Source organism: Ruegeria sp. BG9 (assembly GCF_056538305.1).
Genome location: NZ_JBQFSY010000006.1, coordinates 46,741 through 66,084, shown reverse-complemented (window position 1 = coordinate 66,084; position 19,344 = coordinate 46,741). Strand labels below are relative to the sequence as shown.

The following is a 19,344-nucleotide window of genomic DNA, read 5'->3' as shown; positions in this document are numbered from 1 at the left end:
AAAACACCGCCCAGAACCGTTTTCCGGCTCGGGCGGCGTCTGGGAAAACTTAGTGCTCTATGTAAGCGGGTCTTCGCCCGCTCACAAGCGCTTACTCTGCCGCAGCAGCTTTTGTGACCGTCAGTGAGCCGCCCGCTTTTTCAACTGCCTCAACGGCAGCTTTCGAAGCACCTGTCACTTCCAGGTTCAGTTTGGCGCTAACCTCGCCTTTGGCCAGAACGCGGATACCGTCCAGCTTGCGACGAACCAGACCCGAGGCAACCAGAGCGTCCTCGGTGATCGCAGCCGATGCGTCCAGCTTGCCGGCGTCGACGAATTTCTGGATCAGGCCCAGGTTGATAACGGCGAATTCCTTGCGGTTCGGCTTGTTGAAGCCACGCTTGGGAAGACGCTGGTACAGCGGCATCTGGCCGCCTTCGTAGCCGTTGATGGCCACACCCGAACGGGATTTCTGACCTTTGATACCACGGCCACCCATTTTACCTTTGCCGGAGCCCGGACCACGGCCAACGCGGGTCCGTTTCGGTGCGGCGCCTGGGTTATCGCGCAATTCGTTCAGTTTCATATCGCTTCTCCTAAGCCGGATGTGACCCCCGAAGCGTGATGGGCCAAACACGGCGTTTCTTGGTTTTGATTCTCGTGGACGCAATGCCACCGGGGCGCTCTACAGCTTTGTGGCCCTCGTTGCAAGTGACGCGTGGATGTGCAGCCCATCAAACGCAAAAGAGACGCCCAGAAGGACGCCTCTTCGCGTGTGAGTGGTGGGTTAGTTTAGGCGCAGTAAGCGTGCTTGTGCGCAATATCAGCGATATCGCAGCGACGGACACCGATATCGTCCAGCTCGCGATTGCTGAGCCGCTGCAGTTCGGCGTAGGTCCGCTGGTATTCGGCAGCCCGAGCCCGCGCGACTTTGATGCGTTCAATAAGTGCGGAAACGCGTGCGCCGAAATTGAAGGTCGAGGGGGTGAGTGTTGCAGTATGTGCCATTTTCTTTCCTTTCAGACCGAGGCGTATTCCCCGGCAAATTTTGTGTTCCTTTTGGATACAGCGAGCAGATAGGAAGAGGTCGCGCGGCCAACAACGCCAGTTTCGGTCTAGCCGCTATGCAAGGCGGACATATCCAACACTGATTTGAAGGCGATCGGCGAAAAAACCCCTGCAATGACCAGCCGACCTTGCTGACCGCGCAATTCGCGAAGGCTTACATGACTGCTGGACACTTCATACGCGCAGGATAGCTGCAGAATGCAGGAAAATCGCGGATCGGGTCAGAAATCAGAGAAACTAAAGCTCTTACACGGATTGGTTGGCTCGACCTACGGCCAACCAATGTGCATTATTCAGAGCCTTTCCCAAAAGGCCCTGATCCAGCGCGCTTAAATGGCTGCCTTGCGGCTTTCGTCCAGATAGATCTCGCGCAGACGTTTGGCGATTGGGCCAGGGGTGCCATCGCCCAGCGCCACGCCATCGATCTCAACCACCGGCATGACAAAGGCGCTGGCCGAGGTGGTGAAGGCCTCATCTGCCTCTTTTGCTTCGTCGATGGTGAACAGGCGTTCCTCGACCTCCATCTGCGCCTCGGCAGCCATGCGCAGAACGGCCTTGCGAGTGATACCGTGTAGGATCTCATTCGACAGCGGGCGGGTGACAATCTTGCCGTTCTTCACGAAATAGGCGTTGTTGCTGGTGCCCTCGGTGACATGACCGTCTTCGATCATCCACGCATCATCACACCCGGCAGCCTTGGCCATCATCTTGCCCATCGACGGGTAGAGCAGCTGTACGGTCTTGATGTCACGACGTCCCCAGCGGATATCCTCGATCGAGATAATCTTGGCGCCCTTTTGCGCCGCAGGGCTATCCGCCAGACCCGGCTTGTTCTGCGTGAACAGAACCAGCGTCGGCTTGGTTTCGGCGGAGGGGAACACAAAATCCCGGTCCCCATCGCTGCCGCGCGAGACCTGCAGATAGACCAGACCTTCGTCAATCTGGTTCAACTCGACCAGCTTGCGGTGGATCTCCAGCAGTTCATCCTTGGTGCAAGGCTCAGCCATCTGCAGCTCGTCCAAAGAACGTTTCAGGCGCACCGCGTGGCCTTCAAAGTCGATCAGCTTGCCATCCAGAACACTTGTCACCTCATAGACGGCATCTGCCATCAGGAAACCACGGTCAAAGATGGATACCTTGGCATCGGTTTCGGGCAGGTATTCGCCATTCACGTAAACGGTGCGGGTCATGTCACTCTCCTCAGCCCCAAAGTTCCGCACTTGGCGGATGCACTCCGGCGTCGTCAAAAATCAGCGGGTTGGTGCGGTCTTCGGCCAACAGAAGCGGGCCGTCAAGGTCTGTCACCATCGCACCCTGCGCCAGCAATGTCGCAGGGGCCATGGCCAGAGAGCTGCCGACCATGCAACCGACCATGACTTTGTAGCCCTCAGCCAACGCCGCTTCACGCAGCAGCAAAGCCTCAGTCAGACCACCGGTCTTATCGAGCTTGATGTTCACGACATCATATTTGCCCTTCAGTTTGGGCAGGCTGGTCCGGTCATGGCAGGATTCATCTGCACAGACAGGCACCGGACGCTCCATGCCAATCAGCGCGTCATCCTCACCTGAGGGCAAGGGTTGCTCGACCAGTTCTACACCCAGCCGCACCAGATGAGGTGCAAGATCCGCATAGACCTCAGCCGACCAACCTTCGTTGGCATCAACGATGATCTTGGATTTTGGCGCACCTGCGCGCACGGCCTCCAACCGGGGCATGTCGTCCGGGGTGCCCAGCTTGATCTTCAAAAGCGGGCGATGCGCGTTTTCTGCCGCCTGCTTCTGCATCGCCTCGGGCGTCGCCAGAGACAGGGTATAGGCCGTGATTTCAGGACCCGGAGCTGGCAGACCGGCCAAGTCCCAAGCGCGCTTGCCCGCACGCTTGCACTCCAGATCCCAAAGAGCGCAGTCCACAGCGTTCCGCGCGGCCCCGGCGGGCAGCAGGTCCATCAGCGATTGCCGCGTGAACTCGGCAGGCAGCGCCGCGATTTCAGCTTCGACCGACTCGAGCGTTTCGTCATAGCGGGCATAAGGCACGCATTCGCCCCAGCCCTGATGGGTTCCGTCCGAAATTCGAACCGTCAGAACCTTTGCTTCGGTCCGCGACCCGCGCGAGATGGTAAACACCTGCGCCAGCCGAAACACATCACGAGCGACCTCAACCTGCACGCGCCTGTTCCTTCATCTTTTCAAAAATATGCCCGCCGAAGACGATCCTCCGGCGGGTTTCTTTGATCACAGAGCGGACAGAGCATCCACCAGTTTTCCAGCACCAAAGCGGTAAGGGTCAGTGGTAGGCAGGCCCATCTCTTCCTCGACCTTAGCCAGGTAAGCCGTGGCCTCATCCTCGCTGAGGTGCTGGGTGTTGACCGAAACGCCAACAACCTGACAGGCCGGATTGCCAACCCGCGCCAGAGGCAGGGCGGTGTCGCGCAGCTGCTGCAGCGTCGGCAGCGAATACTCGGGCAGGCCGCGCATATGGGTCCGGGTCGGCTCATGGCACAAGATCAACGCATCGGGCTGACCGCCATGGACCAGCGCCATCGTGACGCCCGAATAGGACACGTGATATAAAGAGCCCTGCCCCTCAATGTGATCCCAATGATCTTCATCATTGTCGGGCGTCAGGTATTCGACCGCACCCGCCATGAAATCCGCGACAACCGCGTCGAGTGGAACACCTTGACCGGTGATCAAAATACCGGTCTGGCCAGTGGCACGGAAAGTGGATTTCATGCCGCGCTTGCGCATCTCGGCATCCATCGACATCGCCGTATACATCTTCCCCGCCGAGCAATCGGTGCCGACAGCTAGGCAACGCTTGCCGCTGCGTTTTTTTCCGTTTGCGATGGGGTATCCAACGGTCGGCACGCGCACATCGTGGAGGGTGCAGCCGTGGGTCTGGGCGGCCGCGACCAGATCGCCTTCGTCCCGCAGCAAGTTGTGCAGGCCCGACGCGATGTCATAGCCCATTTCCAACGCCTCGATCAGAACGGTTTTCCAGGCCTCGCTGATCACGCCGCCACGGTTGGCAACACCGATCACCAACGTCTTCGCGCCGGCCTCTTTCGCCTCGGCCAAAGTCATGTCCGTCATACCCAGATCGGCCTTGCAGCCCTCCATGCGGTACTGGCCTACAGCGTTTTCCGGACGCCAGTCACGGATGCCGATGGCAACTTTGGCAGCCAACTGGTCAGGCGCATCGCCCAAAAACAACAGATACGGTGTCTCGATCATTGCGTCGCACTCCTTTGATTCCGCGCCAAACTAAAGAACCACGTGAACGAGCGTTTCGCGAATTTTCACCACATGCATCCCCTCACCAATATTTTTTCGCGCATTTTGACGCCTGATCGCAAAATTCTTCGAAGTTTTTAAACTGAACAATCTTTAAGCACTCGCAAACTGTGCCTTGCGCAAGAAATGCTGCGCACGCATTGCCGCATCTGCACAATGACCCTTGCGCCGCATTGCGCAATTTAATATCCCGAACGAGAACCAAAACGTAACTTCATTACTCTTGCGAGGTCCCGATGAGTTTCCGCATCCAACCCGCCGCTCCGGCGCGGCCAAACCGTTGCCAGTTGTTCGGCCCCGGCTCGAACACAAAGCTGTTCCCGAAGATGGCGGCCTCTGCTGCGGATGTGATCAACCTGGATCTTGAGGATTCGGTTGCACCCTCTGACAAGGACGTCGCCCGCGCCAATGTCATCGAGGCGCTGAACACCGTCGATTGGGGCAACAAATACATGTCCGTGCGGATCAACGGGCTGGATACACCCTATTGGTACCGCGATGTGGTGGACGTACTGGAACAAGCCGGAGACCGCCTTGATCAGATCATGATCCCCAAGGTCGGCTGCGCGGCGGATGTCTACGCCGTGGACGCTCTGGTCACCGCGATTGAGCGCGCCCAGGGTCGGAGCAAGCCGATCTCGTTTGAAGTGATCATCGAATCCGCTGCGGGTATTGCCCATGTCGAGGAAATTGCAGCCTCATCGCCCCGGATGCAGGCGATGAGCTTGGGTGCTGCGGATTTCGCCGCTTCCATGGGCATGCAAACCACCGGAATCGGAGGTACGCAAGAGAACTACTACATGCTGCGCGAAGGCGAGAAGCATTGGTCAGACCCGTGGCATTGGGCGCAAGCGGCCATCGTCGCCGCGTGCCGCACCCATGGCGTTCTGCCGGTCGATGGACCCTTTGGTGATTTCAGCGACGATGAGGGCTATATCGCACAGGCCAAACGTTCGGCCACTTTGGGTATGGTCGGCAAATGGGCGATCCACCCCAAACAGATCGCACTGGCCAATCAGGTCTTCACCCCGTCGGACGAGGCCGTATCCGAGGCCCGCGAAATCTTGGCGGCAATGGAACAGGCCAAGGCCAACGGCGAAGGTGCGACAGTATATAAAGGCCGTCTGGTCGACATCGCGTCGATCAAACAGGCGGAAGTCATCGTAGCGCAATCCGAGCTGATCGCTGCGAACGGCTAAAGCAAAAAATTAAAGAGCGCCAATTTGGCGCTCTTCCTACTGCAGGTCCTGCTTTCAGCGGCCGAACGCGCTGTCAGGCGTCCAAGTAAAGTCTTCGCCCTGCTTGCCCCATTTCATCATCAAACAAGAGGTGCCGAGCTTCTGGAAGTAGACGATGTGAAGTGGATACCATCCGGCTTTTGGAACTTCGACTTCGGTTCTTTGGTTGGCCTCGCAACCCTGAATGCCCCTAACAAACCCGATTTGTTGCCCTCCGACAAATGCCTCGAGCCCATCATTGGACCATGTTTCAAGCTCATAAATGCCAGGGGAATCAAAGCGAATGTATCCGTTGATATCAGCCACGACGTTGACGGATTCCCCGAAAGTCAGAACAGGGTCACCCTTGTTAGTGTCTCGGTAGTCTAATCCAAGCAGAGGTGTGCCGACTTCGGCATTAGGCAGTAAGGACTTGGCGTGGCTCAGATCGCGAATTTTGCGCTGCGTTCCGTTCCATGCATATTTCACATTGAGGCCGGATTGCACATTGCCAGGTTGCGGGTTAGCCGGTTCCAGCTTGAGCGGCGCCGCCCCGACGTGTCCAGCAAGAATGGTTAGCGCGGACGCGATCAACCCAATTTGAAGATGGTTCATAGTGGTCTCCCAGTATACGCGCCCATTTTGTCTTGGGCGTCTTTGCCAAAGACCCTAAGACCTGAGCTTTTACCTCGCAAGGGTGTGATGCCAGCGCGAAAGGCAAGCTACGCTCTCAAATCCTTCGGCGAACCCATGACCACATATGACGTGATCGACGTGACATGGGGCAGTGTTCCAAGCACATCGGTGTGAAAAACCTTGTACGACGGAAGGTCCGCGCATTCCACGCGCAAAAGGTATTCGATCGTGCCGGTGATATTGTGGCATTCAACCACTTCGGGCGCGCGCTGCAAGGCCCGTTCAAACCCTTCCTGAGCGGCTTTTGTATGCTCTCCCAGACCAACGCCGATATAGGCGACAAACCCCTTGCCAAGCGCGGTCGGGTCCAGAATAGCGCGGTAACCGGTGATGACTCCGGCCTTCTCCAACTCTTGCACGCGGCGCAAACAGGCCGACGGAGATAGCCCGACACGATCCGCAAGCTCAAGATTGCTGATGCGCCCATCCGTTGAGAGTTCACGCAATATTTCGCGGTTTATTCGATCCATTTTCGTCATTAATTGTTAAACTAGATCACTCACGCACAATAACGCAATTTCATTTGCGCCATATGGGGTAAATATCCCCCGCATGACCTACGATATCCTTTTGGCCCTGATCGCCTTTGCCTTCGTCTCGTCCATTACGCCGGGACCGAACAACCTGATGCTGATGGCATCTGGCGCCAATTTCGGCTTTCGGCGCACGATTCCTCATATGCTGGGAATCGGGCTTGGCTTCACCTTCATGGTGCTGCTGGTTGGCACGGGTCTGGTGCAGGTGTTCAACCAATACCCGGTCAGCTACACGGTGCTGAAGGCAGCCTCGGTCGCGTATCTGTTGTATTTGGCGTGGAAGATCGCGCATGCCGCACCGGCCGAGAAAGGCGCTGACGTGGGCACGCCGATGAGCTTTCTACAGGCCGCCGCCTTTCAATGGGTCAACCCAAAGGCCTGGGCTATGGCGCTGACCGCGACAACGGCTTATGCGCCGGGTCAGACTCTCAATGTCATCATCATCGTTGCGCTTGTGTTCGGAGCGGTCAACTTGCCCTCAGTCAGCACCTGGACGGTCCTGGGGCAGCAAATGGCGCGGCTCCTGACGAATCCGCGCCGGTTGGTGGTATTCAACTGGACAATGGCAGCCCTGCTAGTGGCCTCGCTCTATCCGGTATTGTGGCCGAGCTGATCACTTCAGCGGCAGGCAGATCTCGGTCAACAGATCCTCGGGCACGGTGTCGCGCGGATCGTTGAGGTAGATCTCGTAGCAGGGTTGATCTGCTGGCTCTTCCCCTGATTCAGGCAACCAGTTTCCAAAAAGACTGTGGTAGGCGGCCTCCAAGCCAGAATAGGGCCCTTTGTAGGTTAGCACCGCTGTCTTTCCCCCGGCGATCTGCACGTCCTCCATCCCATCGGGAGTACCTTTCCCACGGAATTCGGCCCCGGCATAGCTGCGCAACTGATCCTCTGGCACCTCATCTGGGCTGTCAAAGTAAATACCAACCACAGGGCCAACCTGCGGCCAAAGCTGACGAGATTCGCACAGTGCGCCGAACGCTTCAAAACTTTTGCCTATTTCGGAATACGCGCCTTTGTGCGGAAGGGCGATCACACGGCGGGCGGGTTCGGTTCGGGTGGTCACGGGATGCATCGGATATCCTCCGGTTTTGAAGTTTGGATGGGCTGGCAGAAACTGACCGGCTTTGCGAAAAGCGGCAGGGCTGCTGCCATAGGCCTCGGTAAAGGCCCGGATGAAAGAGTTCGGGTTGGGGTAGCCAACGGAATGCGCAACCTGCGAAACCGAGCTGTCTGACCGGACCAGCTGGACCGCCGCACGGTGCAGCCGTATCCGACGTACCGCTTGGGCGCAGGTTTCGCCTGTCAACGCGCGGAACACGCGGTGCCAATGAAACCGCGACATCGCGGCGACATCGGCCAGCGCATCCAGCGACAGATTTCCATCGGGGTGATCGTGGATATAGGCCAGCACCCGCAGGATGCGATCCTCGTAACTGGTTGCCATTTGGCATCCCTTCCTTCTCTCTGCCCAATCGTGGTCGCATAATCGGCTCTCACAAATCTTGCTGAGTTGCATCCCAAGCGACCACGCGTCATATAGCAGGGAACTTCCGCGTTGAGAGGCGTCATGACCCAGTATCTGGATTTCGAAAAACCGCTGGCCGAGATCGAAGGCAAAGCAGAAGAGCTGCGCGCCCTGGCCCGCGCCAATGAAGAGATGGATGTGGCCGAAGAAGCCTCAGCTCTGGATGCTAAAGCCGCCAAGCTGCTGGATGAGCTTTATGCCGATCTGACCCCATGGCGGAAATGTCAGGTCGCGCGTCACCCCGAGCGCCCCCATTGTCAGGACTATGTCAAAGAGCTTTTCACCGAGTTCACTCCACTGGCCGGGGATCGCAACTTCGCCGACGATCTGGCTGTGATCGGCGGGTTGGCCCGGTTTAACGATCAGCCGGTGATGGTGATCGGGCATGAGAAAGGCTCTGACACCAAATCGCGGATCGAACGAAATTTCGGCATGGCCCGTCCCGAAGGATACCGCAAAGCCGTCCGCCTGATGGAGATGGCCGGGCGCTTTGGTCTGCCGGTCGTGACCCTGATCGACACCGCCGGGGCCTATCCCGGCAAAGGCGCAGAGGAGCGTGGTCAATCCGAAGCGATTGCCCGGTCGACCGAGATGTGCCTGAAAATCGGCGTGCCTCTGGTTTCTGTCATCATCGGCGAAGGTGGCTCTGGCGGGGCTGTAGCCTTTGCAACGGCGAACCGCGTCGCGATGCTGGAGCATTCGGTCTATTCGGTGATTTCTCCCGAAGGCTGCGCCTCGATCCTTTGGAAAGACGCCGAGAAGATGCGCGAGGCCGCCGAAGCGCTGCGCCTGACCGCGCAGGACCTCTATAAGCTGGGTGTCTGCGATCGCATCATCACCGAACCAAAAGGCGGCGCCCATCGCGATCGTCCGGCTGCAATTGAATCGGTCCGTGCCGCCATCGCCGCCATGTTGAAGGAATTGGACGGTAAGGATGCGGCGGCCCTGATCAAGGACCGCCGTCAGAAGTTCCTGGATATCGGCTCAAAAGGGCTGGCGGCGTAAACCGTCAGCCGCCCAACCGGCGCAACAGCTCAACCGAAGGCTTGCCGGTGACCGGCAGACCGTTTGCGCGCTGATAGCCGCTGATCGCGGCTTCGGATTTCTTGCCGATCACGCCGTCCGCGCCTTCTGTATCGAACCCGGCCGAAGTCAGGCGGCGTTGCAACTCTTTGCGATCTTCCAGTGTGAGCCCTGTTTCATCCGGTCCGAACGATGCCTTGAACGGCGCGCCGCCGGCGATCCTGTCGGAAAGATGGCCCACGCCGATCGCGTAGCTGTCCGAATTGTTGTAGCGTTTGATCACGTTGAAATTGCGGAACACGGCGATCTTTGGCCCCGGCACCTGCGGCTGCAAAACGGCGACGGGGGTGCCGGAAACGGTGCCGACCTCACCGCCCCAGGGCTGACCACGCACCCACCCCGCGCGCGACAGATAGGCAGCGGTTGAGGCCAGCGAGTCCGACGGATCCTCGGACCAGATATCGCGACGCCCGTCACCGGTGAAATCGACCGCATAGGCCAGATACGAGGTCGGAATGAACTGCGTATGCCCCATCGCGCCCGCCCAGCTGCCGGTCATGTTGTCCGCCGAGGTGTCCCCCGCCTGAATAATCTGTAAGGCCGCGATCAGTTGCTTTTCGAAAAACGCGCCACGCCGCCCGTCATAGGCCAGGGTCGAGGTTGCCGAGATCACCGGCACATCACCGCGCCGCGCACCATAGCGGCTCTCCAGCCCCCAAACGGCCACGACGACCTCTTTGTCGACGCCGTATTGCGCCTCAATCTGCGACAGAACACCGTTATAGCGCTGCAGCATCTGTTTGCCGGTGCCGATCCGCTCATCCGAGGCAGCGATGGCCAGATAATCCTCAAGCGAGCGTTTGAACTCGACCTGATTGCGGTCCCGTTCGATCACGCCGGGCAGATAGCCTGCCCCCTGAAACGCGCGGTTCAGCGTGGATTGTGAGATACCCTGCGCCGAGGCACGGGATTTGAAACCCGCCACCCAGGCATCATAGCCCGCATTGGAAACAGGCTGCATTCGGGATGCAGGCGCGCGCGCCGGTGCCGTGGCATCGCTACATGCGGCCAGCAAGGTCGCCCCAAGGCCGACGGAGAATTTGCGTCTATCGATCATGACTAAAATCTGCTCTTGTTTGTGATTTGCCCCAGAATAGCGCAGTCCGCGCCCGCAAACCAGAATGACAAGCCAAGATTGGATTTGATCGAGACGCTCGGCGGTTGGTTGCTCAGCTCACCAGCAACCGCAAGCCCTGCGTCACGTCTGACCGGACCGCGAGGCGCAGGCCCGGCTCGTCCCCCGCCTTCAGCGCGGCAATGATCAGCTTGTGGTAATGCGGCGGCTCGGTGCGCCGCAAACGACCATAAAGCGCGCGCATGGTCGGGCCAAGTTGTAGCCAAACAGTTTCAGCCATGGCCAGCATCGCAGGCGCCTGCGCGCGTAAGTAGAGCGTCCGGTGAAATTCCAGGTTCGTCCGGATATAGCCCACCGCATCGCGCTTGGTCACCATCTCGGCGACGTTCATATTGATGCTCTGCAACCGGTCGATCAGCGCCATATGCGCGCGGGGCAAAGCGCGGCTGGCCAGTTCAACCTCCAACAGCGCCCTCAGGGCTGCCAGCTCTTCAATTCGGTCATTTGTCAGCTCGGGCGTCGAGACGCGCCCCGATGACGACAAAATTAAAGCCCCCTCAGCCGCCAACCGGCGCACCGCTTCGCGTGCAGGCGTCATCGAGACACCGAATTCCTTGCCAATGCCCCTGAGGGTCAAAGCCTGGCCCGGCGCAATCTCTCCGTGCAGGATGCGCGATCTCAGGGTGCGATAGACCCGATCATGCGTTGCGATGCTCGAGTCCGTGGGCCGTGTCGTTATCATGGCCTCATGTGATCACAAAATTCGGTGACGTCAACTCGCTGGCCCGTCAAATCGGAAGCGATGTAACACGGCTCCGTTGTCCCTCAACCAGCGACGCGGTGTATCATAGGGACCGAAAATACGCTCCACCTGCGCCCAGAAAGCCGGCGAGTGGTTCATCTCCGCCAGATGCGCCACCTCATGCGCAGCGACATAGTGCAGAACTTCGGGCGGAGCCAAAATCAAGCGCCACGAGAACATCAACCCGCCGTGGGAACTGCACGACCCCCAGCGCGACCGCGTGTCCCGCATTGACAGGGTCGTGTAGGACCGGCCCAGAATGGCGGCGTAGTCATCACAGGCCTCGCTCAAACGATCCCGCGCAAGTTCCTTGAGGAAGCGGGCCAAACGACGCCCCTCAGCCCCTGTCGGGACAGCCACCGTGTCCGCGCCCAACTGCACGCGCCGACCGGTTGCCGGGACGATTCGGCGCTCAATGCCCTCGACCGGAATCAGGCCGCCGACGCGAACGTCCTCCCTCTCGGGCTGACCCGCCAGATTCTGGCGGATCCAATCTTCCTTGCTACGCGCGAAGTTCAACGCCTCAACCTCGGGCACGCCGTTTGGGTAGGTCAGAGTAACCCGCCCATCCAATTGGGAAATCCGCAGGCTGATCCGCCGCGCCCGCGCGGATTTGCGCAGCGTCAGCGGCACCGGCGGCCTGCCCGGCAAAGCGTGTTCCCCCATATCCCGTCCTCTTCCGCGCAAAGGCTTTGACAGCACCCGCCGCCTGTGGCAGGTGAACTGAATCTTTTAGACGACTCACCTGATATCAAGGGGATTTGACATGCCCAAGGAAGAATGGGGCGTAAAGCGCGTTTGTCCGACCACCGGTAAGCGGTTTTATGACCTGAACAAAGACCCGATCGTCAGCCCCTACACGGGCGAGATCGTGGAACTTGAAACCGGCAAGAGCCGGATGATCGCCGCCGATGCCGAAGATGCGGCAACCAAGAAAGCGCGCGAAAACGCATCCGAGGATGATCTGGTTCTGGATGATGACGACAATGTCGACGTCGACCTGGATGATGATCTGCTGGACGATGACGACGACGGCAATGATGATGTTTCGCTGGACGACATCAAAGACATGTCCTCGGAAGACGAAAACTGATCCGATACGGGGGCGGCCACTGGCCGCCCTTTTTCGTTTGCGAGGCGGCGCCTAGTTTTTCGCAGAATTCGAATTTTGCTCTTGCACTCGTGCGCGCTGTCTCATAAACGTCCGCCCACTGCCTCGGCAGCACCCGGAAGGGGCCTTAGCTCAGTTGGGAGAGCGCTTGCATGGCATGCAAGAGGTCAGGGGTTCGACTCCCCTAGGCTCCACCAAATCTCAGATCATTGTCGGATTGGTTTTGCTTCCTTGAGCGACAGGGGATGAGCACGTCTCGTTAGCATTGAGACTGCCGGAAGAAATGCCTGGCCTCTCGCATCGGCAAAAGTGCAAACTGCTACTGGCACTGCGCCTGACTATCCCGCGCCTGACAAAATGATGTTGGACCTTGGCTCTTTCCTGCACCGCCCTCTTGTGCCACCTTGCGCCAGAAAAAGTGGAGAGAGTAGATGGCAATCACGACCTGTGTATTTGACGCCTATGGCACATTGTTCGATGTAGCCGCTGCGGCACGTCAAGCCGCTGCCGAGCCGGGCTTTGAGGCTCTCCGCGATACATGGCCGGATTTGGCAAATCACTGGCGGCTGAAGCAATTGCAATACACATGGCTGCGCGCCGTCGCAGACGCTCATTGCGATTTCTGGGATGTCACACAAGACGGGTTGGACTGGGCGCTCGAGGCGACGGGGCTGCAAGGGGACGGCAAACTGCGCCAACGGCTGCTGGATTTGTATTGGGAGCTGCGCGCCTATCCCGAGGTGCCCCAGATGCTGCAGGCCCTGAAACAGGGCGGGTTGCAGACGGCGATTCTGTCGAACGGGTCGCCTCCCATGTTGGATGGCGCGGTGCAATCGGCCGGTATTGGCGATGTTTTGGACGATGTGCTGTCGGTCGAAAGCGTCGGTATCTTCAAACCCCACGCCAAGGTCTATGATCTTGTGCAGGGCCGGTTCGGATGTGCCCGCGATGAGGTTCTGTTCGTCAGTTCCAACGGTTGGGACGCTGCCGGGGCAAGCGGATACGGCTTTGTTACCGCATGGGTCAATCGCGCTGGCGAACCGATGGATCGACTGCCGTGGAAACCGGCGCATGTTCTGTCTGACCTGACCTCAATCCCCGAACTGGCCGGGCTGTAATGGGTGAATTCAAAACGTCTGACGGGATTCGGCTGCACTATGAGGATAGTGGCGCTGGCGTTCCTCTTCTTTGTCTGGCCGGACTGACGCGCAACGGGCGCGATTTCTCGCTTCTCGCACCGCATATGGACGATACCCGCCTGATCACATTGGATGCGCGGGGGCGCGGGCAGTCGGATCATGATCCGAACCACGCGAACTACAACGTCCTGCGCGAAACTCAGGATGTCGTCGAGCTGCTGGACCATCTGGACCTTGACCGAGTGGTGGTTTTGGGCACGTCGCGCGGCGGGATGGTTGCGATGACGCTCGCGACGCTGCAGCCGGACCGGCTGGCGGGCGTGATCCTCAATGACGTAGGTCCGGTGATTGAACCCTCAGGTATCTCTAGGATCATGGACTACGTGGGCGCAGCACCCACCTCAAAGACCTATGATGAGGCCGCCGCCGTCCTGAAGGCGGTGATGGAGCCTCATTTCCCGAGCGTCCCATTGGCAATCTGGCGCTCACAGGCCGAGAACCAGTATCAGGAGACGACCAAGGGGCTGGCCTTGCGCTATGATCCGGCCCTTCGCACGGCCCTGGTGGAGCAAGCCGCAGTTGGCGCTGTGCCGGACCTATGGCCCTTCTTCGAGGCGCTAAAGGGCATTCCGACGGGCGTTCTGCGCGGCGCAAACTCTGATATCCTGAGCCAAGAAACACTGAAACAGATGCAGACCCGCCACCCGGGCCTGATCACGGCTGAAGTCCCGGATCGCGGACATGTGCCTTTTCTGGACGAGCCGCAATCCCTCGCCGTTATTCGCAAGATTCTGGACCAAGCATGAGTACACTAGAGCTGATCGAAGCCGCTGCCCATCGGCTGAAAGGGCATGTTCGCGAGACGCCCCTTCTGACTTCACCCTTTCTGGACGAGATCGCCGGGCGCCGGGTATGGGTCAAACCCGAATGCCTCCAGTACACCGGCAGCTTCAAATTCCGCGGCGCATGGTCGGCCATCTCGGCACTGAGCGAGGCGGAAAGGCAGCGCGGCGTGATCGCCTATTCCTCGGGCAATCATGCGCAGGGGGTGGCCTTGGCGGCAGCGAAGCACGGGATCTCTTCGGTGATCATCATGCCTTCGGACGCGCCGCAGCTGAAGATCGACAACACGCGTGCCTTGGGCGGTGAAGTTGTTCTGTACGACCGAGCCAAGGAAAGCCGCGAAGAGATTGGCAATGCGCTCGCCTCCGAGCGCGGACTGACCCTGATCCGCCCCTACGACGAACCCCAAGTCATCGCAGGGCAAGGCACCGCCGGGCTTGAGATCGCGCACCAAGCCAAAGCCGCAGACGTAAAAAATGCTGACGTTTTGGTCTGTTGCGGCGGCGGCGGTCTGACCTCGGGCATCGCGCTTGCGCTTGAGGCGCACGCCCCCGGCCTGCGTGCCCGCCCATGTGAGCCGGACGGGTTCGACGACGTCAAACGCTCGCTCCAGGCGGGGCAGATCCAAGGCAATCCTGCAACTGCAGGCAATATCTGTGACGCAATCCTTACCCCGCAACCGGGTGACATTACCTTTCCGATCCTCAACCGCCTCTGCGGCCCCGGCCTATCCGTGACCGAGGACGAGGCGCTGCACGCCATGGCACTGGCCTTTTTGCGCCTCAAGATCGTGCTAGAGCCGGGCGGTGCGGTATCGCTGGCCTCGGCCCTGTTCCGAAAGGATCAAGTCGAAGGGGATGACGTGATCGTTGTCGCCTCGGGCGGAAATGTTGATCCCGGCGTCTTTACGCGTGCGTTGGAATTCCTGACCTGACACCCATATCGGGTTTGTGCAATCTGCACGCACAGACCGAGCAAGGAACCAAAACATGACGATCGCTGATCTGGGTGGCGTTCAGCTAAACTACCGGATTGATGGCGCGCCGGACGGTGCGCCCATCGTGTTTGCAAACTCGCTGGGTACCAATCTGCACCTGTGGGACGATGCGCTGCCACATCTGCCCGACAGGCTGCGGATCATTCGCTACGACAAGCGAGGGCACGGCCAATCCTCGGTCCCGCCTGCGCCTTACGCCATGGGCGCGCTGATCCGCGATGCCGAGGCGCTGCTGGATTACCTCGAAATCCGGGATTGCGTCTTCGTCGGCTTGTCGATTGGTGGTATGATAGGCCAAGGGCTGGCGGTGAAACGGATGGATCAGGTCCGCGGGCTGGTACTGTCAAACACCGCTGCCAAGATCGGGATGCCGAAAATCTGGCAGGAGCGGATGGAGGCCGTCCGCACCGGTGGAATCGAAGCGCTGGCCGATGCGACGATGGAGCGGTGGTTCTCGCGCGATTTTCGGGCCGCCAACCAGCACCTCGCATGGCGCGAGATGATGGTCAGTCAGCCAACCGAAGGGTATCTGGGCTGTTGTGCCGCCATTGCAGGCACCGATTTTTTCACGCCGACCAGCGGCCTGCGCCTGCCCACCCTCGGGATCGCGGGCAATGAAGACGGCTCGACCCCGCCGGATTTGGTGCGCGAAACGGTGGACCTAATCCCCGGCTCGCGGTTCGAATTGATGCGCCGGGTGGGCCACCTGCCCTGCGTCGAAAAACCCGCTGAATACGCTGCCCTTTTGCGGCAATTCCTGACCGAGATCGGTCACATCTGAAGGAGCGTCCCTTGGCCGAATTTTTATTGGTCCATGGATCCTGTCACGGCGCCTGGTGCTGGCGCGACCTGATACCCGAGCTTGAAGCGTTCGGCCACTCCGCCCGTTCCATCGACATGCCCAGCCACGGCTCGGACCCGACGCCGATCTGCGATGTCACGCTGGAGAGCTGCCGAGACGCCGTGCTCGCGGCCTCAACACCAGACGCGATTCTCGTCGGGCATTCTTGGGGCGGCTACCCGATCAGCGCCGCAGCCGAGGCCGACCCGAACGCCATGCGTGCCCTGATCTATCTTTGCGCCTATGTCCCGCAGGACGGATTGTCTCTGGTCGACATGCGAAGACGTGGTCCGGTGCAAACCATTGGCGATGCGGTCGACAAATCCACCGATGGGCTATCCTATACCGTGCATCCCGACCGCGTTCAGGACCTGTTCTATCATGATTGCACGCCCGAGATCCTGCCCTATGCATTCGCCCGGCTCTGCCCGCAGGCCATCAAGCCGCAAGACACACCGCTTTCATTGGGGGATCACTTTGACCAGGTCCCAAAGGCCTATATCCGCACCACCGAAGACCACACTATCCCTCCGGCCTATCAGAAAGACATGAGCGAGCGAATTCCAGCACATCTGCGGCGGGATATCGACAGCTCCCACTCTCCGTTCTTCTCGCACCCGCGCCATCTGGCGCAGATATTGGATGAGCTGTCGGACAAGCTGTAACTGACTGACGAGACGTCATCCTGGGTGGCTACACAGCGCCCTTCCCTCATCCCGCTGGCCCCTCTAGTGTGAGCGATGGGTCATATAGCCGGGTTCCATGCGTCTGCCATTTGTCTTTGTTCTTCTGACCGTCATGATTGACGCGATGGGTATCGGTCTAGTGATGCCGATCATGCCGCAACTGATCGTCGAGGTGCAGGGCGGAACGCTTGCCGACGCCGCCCTTTGGGGAGGCGTCCTCAGCACTGCCTTTGCCGCCATGCAATTCGTGTTCGGGCCTATTCTGGGCAACCTGTCAGACGCCTATGGCCGTCGGCGTGTCTTGCTGGTCTCGTTGTTTGTGATGGCTTTGGATTATGTGGTCATGGCCATCGCGGGCAGCATCTGGTTGCTTTTGATCGGTCGTCTTGTGGGCGGGATTACAGCCGCAACCCACGCGACGGCGGCTGCCTTCATGGCAGATGTCTCGAAACCAGAAGACAAAGCCGCCAATTTCGGCCTGCTGGGCGCGGCTTTTGGCATGGGATTTGTTCTGGGTCCCGTAATGGGCGGCCTGCTTGCCGAATACGGAACGCGTGCGCCTTTCTGGGCGGCCGCAGCACTGTCCGCTCTCTCGTTCGGCCTCGGGCTGATGGTCATGCCCGAAACGGTCACAGACAAAACCCGCCGTGCCTTCAGCTTGCGACGCGCCAACCCTGTCAACGCGTTAAAGGCCATCGCCGCCCTGCCCGGAGTTCGCCCCCTACTGTGGGTCTATTTCCTCTACTCAGTGTCAATCTACGTCTACCCCGCGATCTGGTCCTATTTCACGACCGAGCGTTTCGGGTGGTCGCCACAGATGATCGGGCTGTCTCTCGGCGTCTATGGCATTGGCATGGCCGCCGTTCAGGGCGGTTTGATCAGACCCGCGACCCGTCATCTTGGGGAACGCATGACCATTATCTGCGGCATGGGTTTTGAGGTCATCAGCTTCGCTCTGCTAGCCTTCCTGACCAATGGCACAATCGCCCTGATGCTGATCCCGATCACCGCCTTGGGCGCGGTGATCACGCCCGCGCTGCAGGCATTGACCTCGCGCGCGACGCCAGACTCGCAACAGGGTGAACTTCAGGGCGTCCTGACCTCTCTGCATGCCTTGTCCATGGTGATCTCGCCCCTGTTGATGACCAGCGTGTTTGCGTGGTTCATCCGGCCAGACACGTCGCTCTACCTTCCCGGAGCGCCTTTCCTCCTGGCACTGGTCCTTATGGCCGCCGGATTCTTGCTGTTTCTGCGCGCTCGACCTGCCGTGGCGTAATACCGACATATCCGTGACGGTTTCCGTCTTGCGAGATGCCAATTCCCGCGCCACCGTAAACCAAACGAAGCGAGGGACGACATGCAAACCATCAAAGCCGCCGTATGCCGGGCGTTCGGGGAACCTCTGACCATAGAAGAGGTCCAACTGGCCGCCCCCGGCACCGGCGAAGTCGAGGTTACACTGGACGCGGTGGCCATCTGCCATTCGGACATCTCATATGCCGATGGTGCATGGGGCGGATTCCTGCCCGCTGTCTATGGGCATGAGGCCGCCGGGGTGGTCAGCGCAGTGGGCGAGGCTGCAGGGGATTTCAAACTGGGCGACCCGGTGGTTGTGACACTGATCCGGGCCTGCGGCTCTTGCCCGTCCTGTGCGGGTGGCAAACCTACGATCTGCGAAACCCCCTATGACACGGTCCAAGGTCCGTTGCGCACGGGCGACGGAGGGCCTTTGGAACAGGCGATGGCCTGCGGCGCCTTCGCCGAGAAAGTCGTCGTCAGCCACCGGCAGATCGTTCGGATTCCGGAAACGCTACCCAAAGATCTCGCCAGCCTGTTGTCCTGTGGTGTGATCACCGGGGTCGGCGCAGCGGTGAACGCCGCAGGCTTGCGCCCCGGTCAGGATGTAGTGGTGATCGGCGCGGGCGGCGTGGGCCTTAACGCCATCCAAGGCGCTCGGATCGCAGGCGCGCGCCGTATCGTTGCGGTCGACATGACCGAAGAGAAGCTTGAGATCGCCAAGGAGTTCGGTGCCACCCACGGCGTCCTCGCCAGTCTGAAAGAACCTTGGAAAGCAGCCTACAAAGCACTGGGCGGGCGCGGCGCGGATGCGGTATTGATCACCGTCGGCGCGATCCCCGCCTATGATCAGGCCCCACGGTATCTGGGTCTGGGCGGCAAAGCCGTAATGATCGGCATGCCCCATTCCGGGGACGAAGCCAGCTATGAGCCGGTGATCCTCGCCGCGCTGGGACAGGGTTTGGTAGGGTCAAAGATGGGCGACGTGGTCATCCAGCGCGATATCCCGTGGATGATCGACCTCTATGAGCAGGGGCGGCTGAAGCTGGATGAACTGATCTCGGGCCGCTGGTCTCTGGATCAGATCAATGAGGCGATTGCCGATACCAAAACCGGCTCCGCCAAGCGCAATGTGATCCTGTTCGACAGGTAG

Annotated in this window: 22 protein-coding genes and 1 tRNA gene; 12 read left to right on the top strand and 11 right to left on the bottom strand. The window is 59.7% G+C overall.

Translation table 11 applies throughout. From position 1 onward, the window contains the following. Positions 1 to 91 precede the first annotated feature (91 nt). The 5 genes from rplO to dgcN form a co-directional block, all read right to left on the bottom strand. The gene (gene rplO / locus ACR0I8_RS11565) at positions 92 to 565 is read right to left on the bottom strand and encodes a 50S ribosomal protein L15 (protein WP_170691037.1); all 474 of its coding nucleotides are present in this window, start codon (positions 563 to 565) and stop codon (positions 92 to 94) included. A gap of 206 nt (positions 566 to 771) precedes the next feature. Next, positions 772 to 987, bottom strand: coding sequence for a DUF1127 domain-containing protein (locus ACR0I8_RS11560; protein ID WP_170639237.1), 216 nt, complete (start codon positions 985 to 987; stop codon positions 772 to 774). Between the two features lie 389 nt (positions 988 to 1,376). Further along, a complete protein-coding gene (locus ACR0I8_RS11555) occupies positions 1,377 to 2,237 on the bottom strand; it encodes a D-amino-acid transaminase (protein WP_170691035.1) in 861 nt (286 codons plus the stop codon). A gap of 10 nt (positions 2,238 to 2,247) precedes the next feature. Further along, positions 2,248 to 3,213 carry an N-acetyl-D-Glu racemase DgcA gene (gene dgcA, locus ACR0I8_RS11550; protein WP_170691034.1) on the bottom strand — a complete coding sequence of 322 codons (966 nt, stop codon included), beginning with the start codon at positions 3,211 to 3,213 and terminating at the stop codon, positions 2,248 to 2,250. Positions 3,214 to 3,279: 66 nt separating this feature from the next. Next, a complete protein-coding gene (gene dgcN, locus ACR0I8_RS11545) occupies positions 3,280 to 4,281 on the bottom strand; it encodes an N-acetyltransferase DgcN (protein ID WP_170691032.1) in 1,002 nt (333 codons plus the stop codon). A gap of 296 nt (positions 4,282 to 4,577) precedes the next feature. On the opposite strand from dgcN, the gene ACR0I8_RS11540 reads away from it, so the two are divergent. Beyond that, a complete protein-coding gene (locus ACR0I8_RS11540; RefSeq protein WP_170691031.1) occupies positions 4,578 to 5,540 on the top strand; it encodes an L-malyl-CoA/beta-methylmalyl-CoA lyase in 963 nt (320 codons plus the stop codon). Between the two features lie 54 nt (positions 5,541 to 5,594). Here ACR0I8_RS11540 and ACR0I8_RS11535 read toward each other — a convergent pair whose 3' ends face one another. Both ACR0I8_RS11535 and ACR0I8_RS11530 read right to left on the bottom strand, forming a co-directional pair. After that, positions 5,595 to 6,173 (bottom strand): PA14 domain-containing protein, encoded by a 579-nt coding sequence (locus tag ACR0I8_RS11535; RefSeq protein ID WP_170377622.1) that lies wholly within the window; start codon positions 6,171 to 6,173, stop codon positions 5,595 to 5,597. Positions 6,174 to 6,280: 107 nt separating this feature from the next. Then, the gene (locus tag ACR0I8_RS11530; protein WP_170691029.1) at positions 6,281 to 6,733 is read right to left on the bottom strand and encodes an Lrp/AsnC family transcriptional regulator; all 453 of its coding nucleotides are present in this window, start codon (positions 6,731 to 6,733) and stop codon (positions 6,281 to 6,283) included. Positions 6,734 to 6,806: 73 nt separating this feature from the next. Here ACR0I8_RS11530 and ACR0I8_RS11525 point away from each other — a divergent pair, with 73 nt between their 5' ends. Continuing rightward, positions 6,807 to 7,403, top strand: a complete 597-nt coding sequence (locus ACR0I8_RS11525; protein WP_170691027.1) for a LysE family translocator — start codon at positions 6,807 to 6,809, stop codon at positions 7,401 to 7,403. On the opposite strand, the gene ACR0I8_RS11520 is transcribed toward ACR0I8_RS11525, so the two are convergent. Further along, the gene (locus ACR0I8_RS11520; protein WP_170377616.1) at positions 7,404 to 8,237 is read right to left on the bottom strand and encodes an AraC family transcriptional regulator; all 834 of its coding nucleotides are present in this window, start codon (positions 8,235 to 8,237) and stop codon (positions 7,404 to 7,406) included. Between the two features lie 123 nt (positions 8,238 to 8,360). Here ACR0I8_RS11520 and ACR0I8_RS11515 point away from each other — a divergent pair, with 123 nt between their 5' ends. Next, the gene (locus ACR0I8_RS11515; protein ID WP_170639227.1) at positions 8,361 to 9,323 is read left to right on the top strand and encodes an acetyl-CoA carboxylase carboxyltransferase subunit alpha; all 963 of its coding nucleotides are present in this window, start codon (positions 8,361 to 8,363) and stop codon (positions 9,321 to 9,323) included. A 4-nt stretch (positions 9,324 to 9,327) separates the two neighbouring features. Here the strand turns inward: ACR0I8_RS11515 and ACR0I8_RS11510 are convergent, their stop codons facing one another. The 3 genes from ACR0I8_RS11510 to ACR0I8_RS11500 form a co-directional block, all read right to left on the bottom strand. After that, positions 9,328 to 10,458 (bottom strand): lytic murein transglycosylase, encoded by a 1,131-nt coding sequence (locus ACR0I8_RS11510; RefSeq protein ID WP_170691025.1) that lies wholly within the window; start codon positions 10,456 to 10,458, stop codon positions 9,328 to 9,330. 112 nt (positions 10,459 to 10,570) lie between these two features. After that, complete coding sequence (locus ACR0I8_RS11505) at positions 10,571 to 11,218, bottom strand: GntR family transcriptional regulator (RefSeq protein ID WP_170691023.1); 648 nt, start codon at positions 11,216 to 11,218, stop codon at positions 10,571 to 10,573. A gap of 30 nt (positions 11,219 to 11,248) precedes the next feature. Further along, positions 11,249 to 11,944: a YgjP family zinc-dependent metalloprotease gene (locus tag ACR0I8_RS11500; RefSeq protein WP_170691021.1), complete on the bottom strand. Its 696-nt coding sequence runs from the start codon at positions 11,942 to 11,944 to the stop codon at positions 11,249 to 11,251. Between the two features lie 100 nt (positions 11,945 to 12,044). Here ACR0I8_RS11500 and ACR0I8_RS11495 point away from each other — a divergent pair, with 100 nt between their 5' ends. From ACR0I8_RS11495 to ACR0I8_RS11455, 9 genes are all read left to right on the top strand, one after another. After that, positions 12,045 to 12,371: a TIGR02300 family protein gene (locus ACR0I8_RS11495; protein ID WP_170377607.1), complete on the top strand. Its 327-nt coding sequence runs from the start codon at positions 12,045 to 12,047 to the stop codon at positions 12,369 to 12,371. Between the two features lie 139 nt (positions 12,372 to 12,510). After that, positions 12,511 to 12,586, top strand: a tRNA-Ala gene (locus tag ACR0I8_RS11490). A gap of 234 nt (positions 12,587 to 12,820) precedes the next feature. Beyond that, positions 12,821 to 13,507 carry a haloacid dehalogenase type II gene (locus ACR0I8_RS11485; protein WP_170377604.1) on the top strand — a complete coding sequence of 229 codons (687 nt, stop codon included), beginning with the start codon at positions 12,821 to 12,823 and terminating at the stop codon, positions 13,505 to 13,507. Then, positions 13,507 to 14,334 (top strand): alpha/beta fold hydrolase, encoded by an 828-nt coding sequence (locus ACR0I8_RS11480; RefSeq protein ID WP_170377602.1) that lies wholly within the window; start codon positions 13,507 to 13,509, stop codon positions 14,332 to 14,334. The genes ACR0I8_RS11485 and ACR0I8_RS11480 overlap by 1 nt, the downstream gene beginning before the upstream one ends. Beyond that, the gene (locus ACR0I8_RS11475; protein ID WP_170377600.1) at positions 14,331 to 15,305 is read left to right on the top strand and encodes a threonine/serine dehydratase family protein; all 975 of its coding nucleotides are present in this window, start codon (positions 14,331 to 14,333) and stop codon (positions 15,303 to 15,305) included. The genes ACR0I8_RS11480 and ACR0I8_RS11475 overlap by 4 nt, the downstream gene beginning before the upstream one ends. A 55-nt stretch (positions 15,306 to 15,360) precedes the next feature. Continuing rightward, on the top strand, positions 15,361 to 16,149 hold the full coding sequence (pcaD, locus tag ACR0I8_RS11470) for a 3-oxoadipate enol-lactonase (RefSeq protein WP_170691020.1): 789 nt from the start codon (positions 15,361 to 15,363) through the stop codon (positions 16,147 to 16,149). Positions 16,150 to 16,160: 11 nt separating this feature from the next. After that, positions 16,161 to 16,874 carry an alpha/beta fold hydrolase gene (locus ACR0I8_RS11465; protein WP_170691018.1) on the top strand — a complete coding sequence of 238 codons (714 nt, stop codon included), beginning with the start codon at positions 16,161 to 16,163 and terminating at the stop codon, positions 16,872 to 16,874. 97 nt (positions 16,875 to 16,971) lie between these two features. Continuing rightward, positions 16,972 to 18,171, top strand: coding sequence for a TCR/Tet family MFS transporter (locus tag ACR0I8_RS11460; RefSeq protein WP_170691016.1), 1,200 nt, complete (start codon positions 16,972 to 16,974; stop codon positions 18,169 to 18,171). Positions 18,172 to 18,252: 81 nt separating this feature from the next. Beyond that, positions 18,253 to 19,344, top strand: coding sequence for a Zn-dependent alcohol dehydrogenase (locus ACR0I8_RS11455; protein ID WP_170377592.1), 1,092 nt, complete (start codon positions 18,253 to 18,255; stop codon positions 19,342 to 19,344).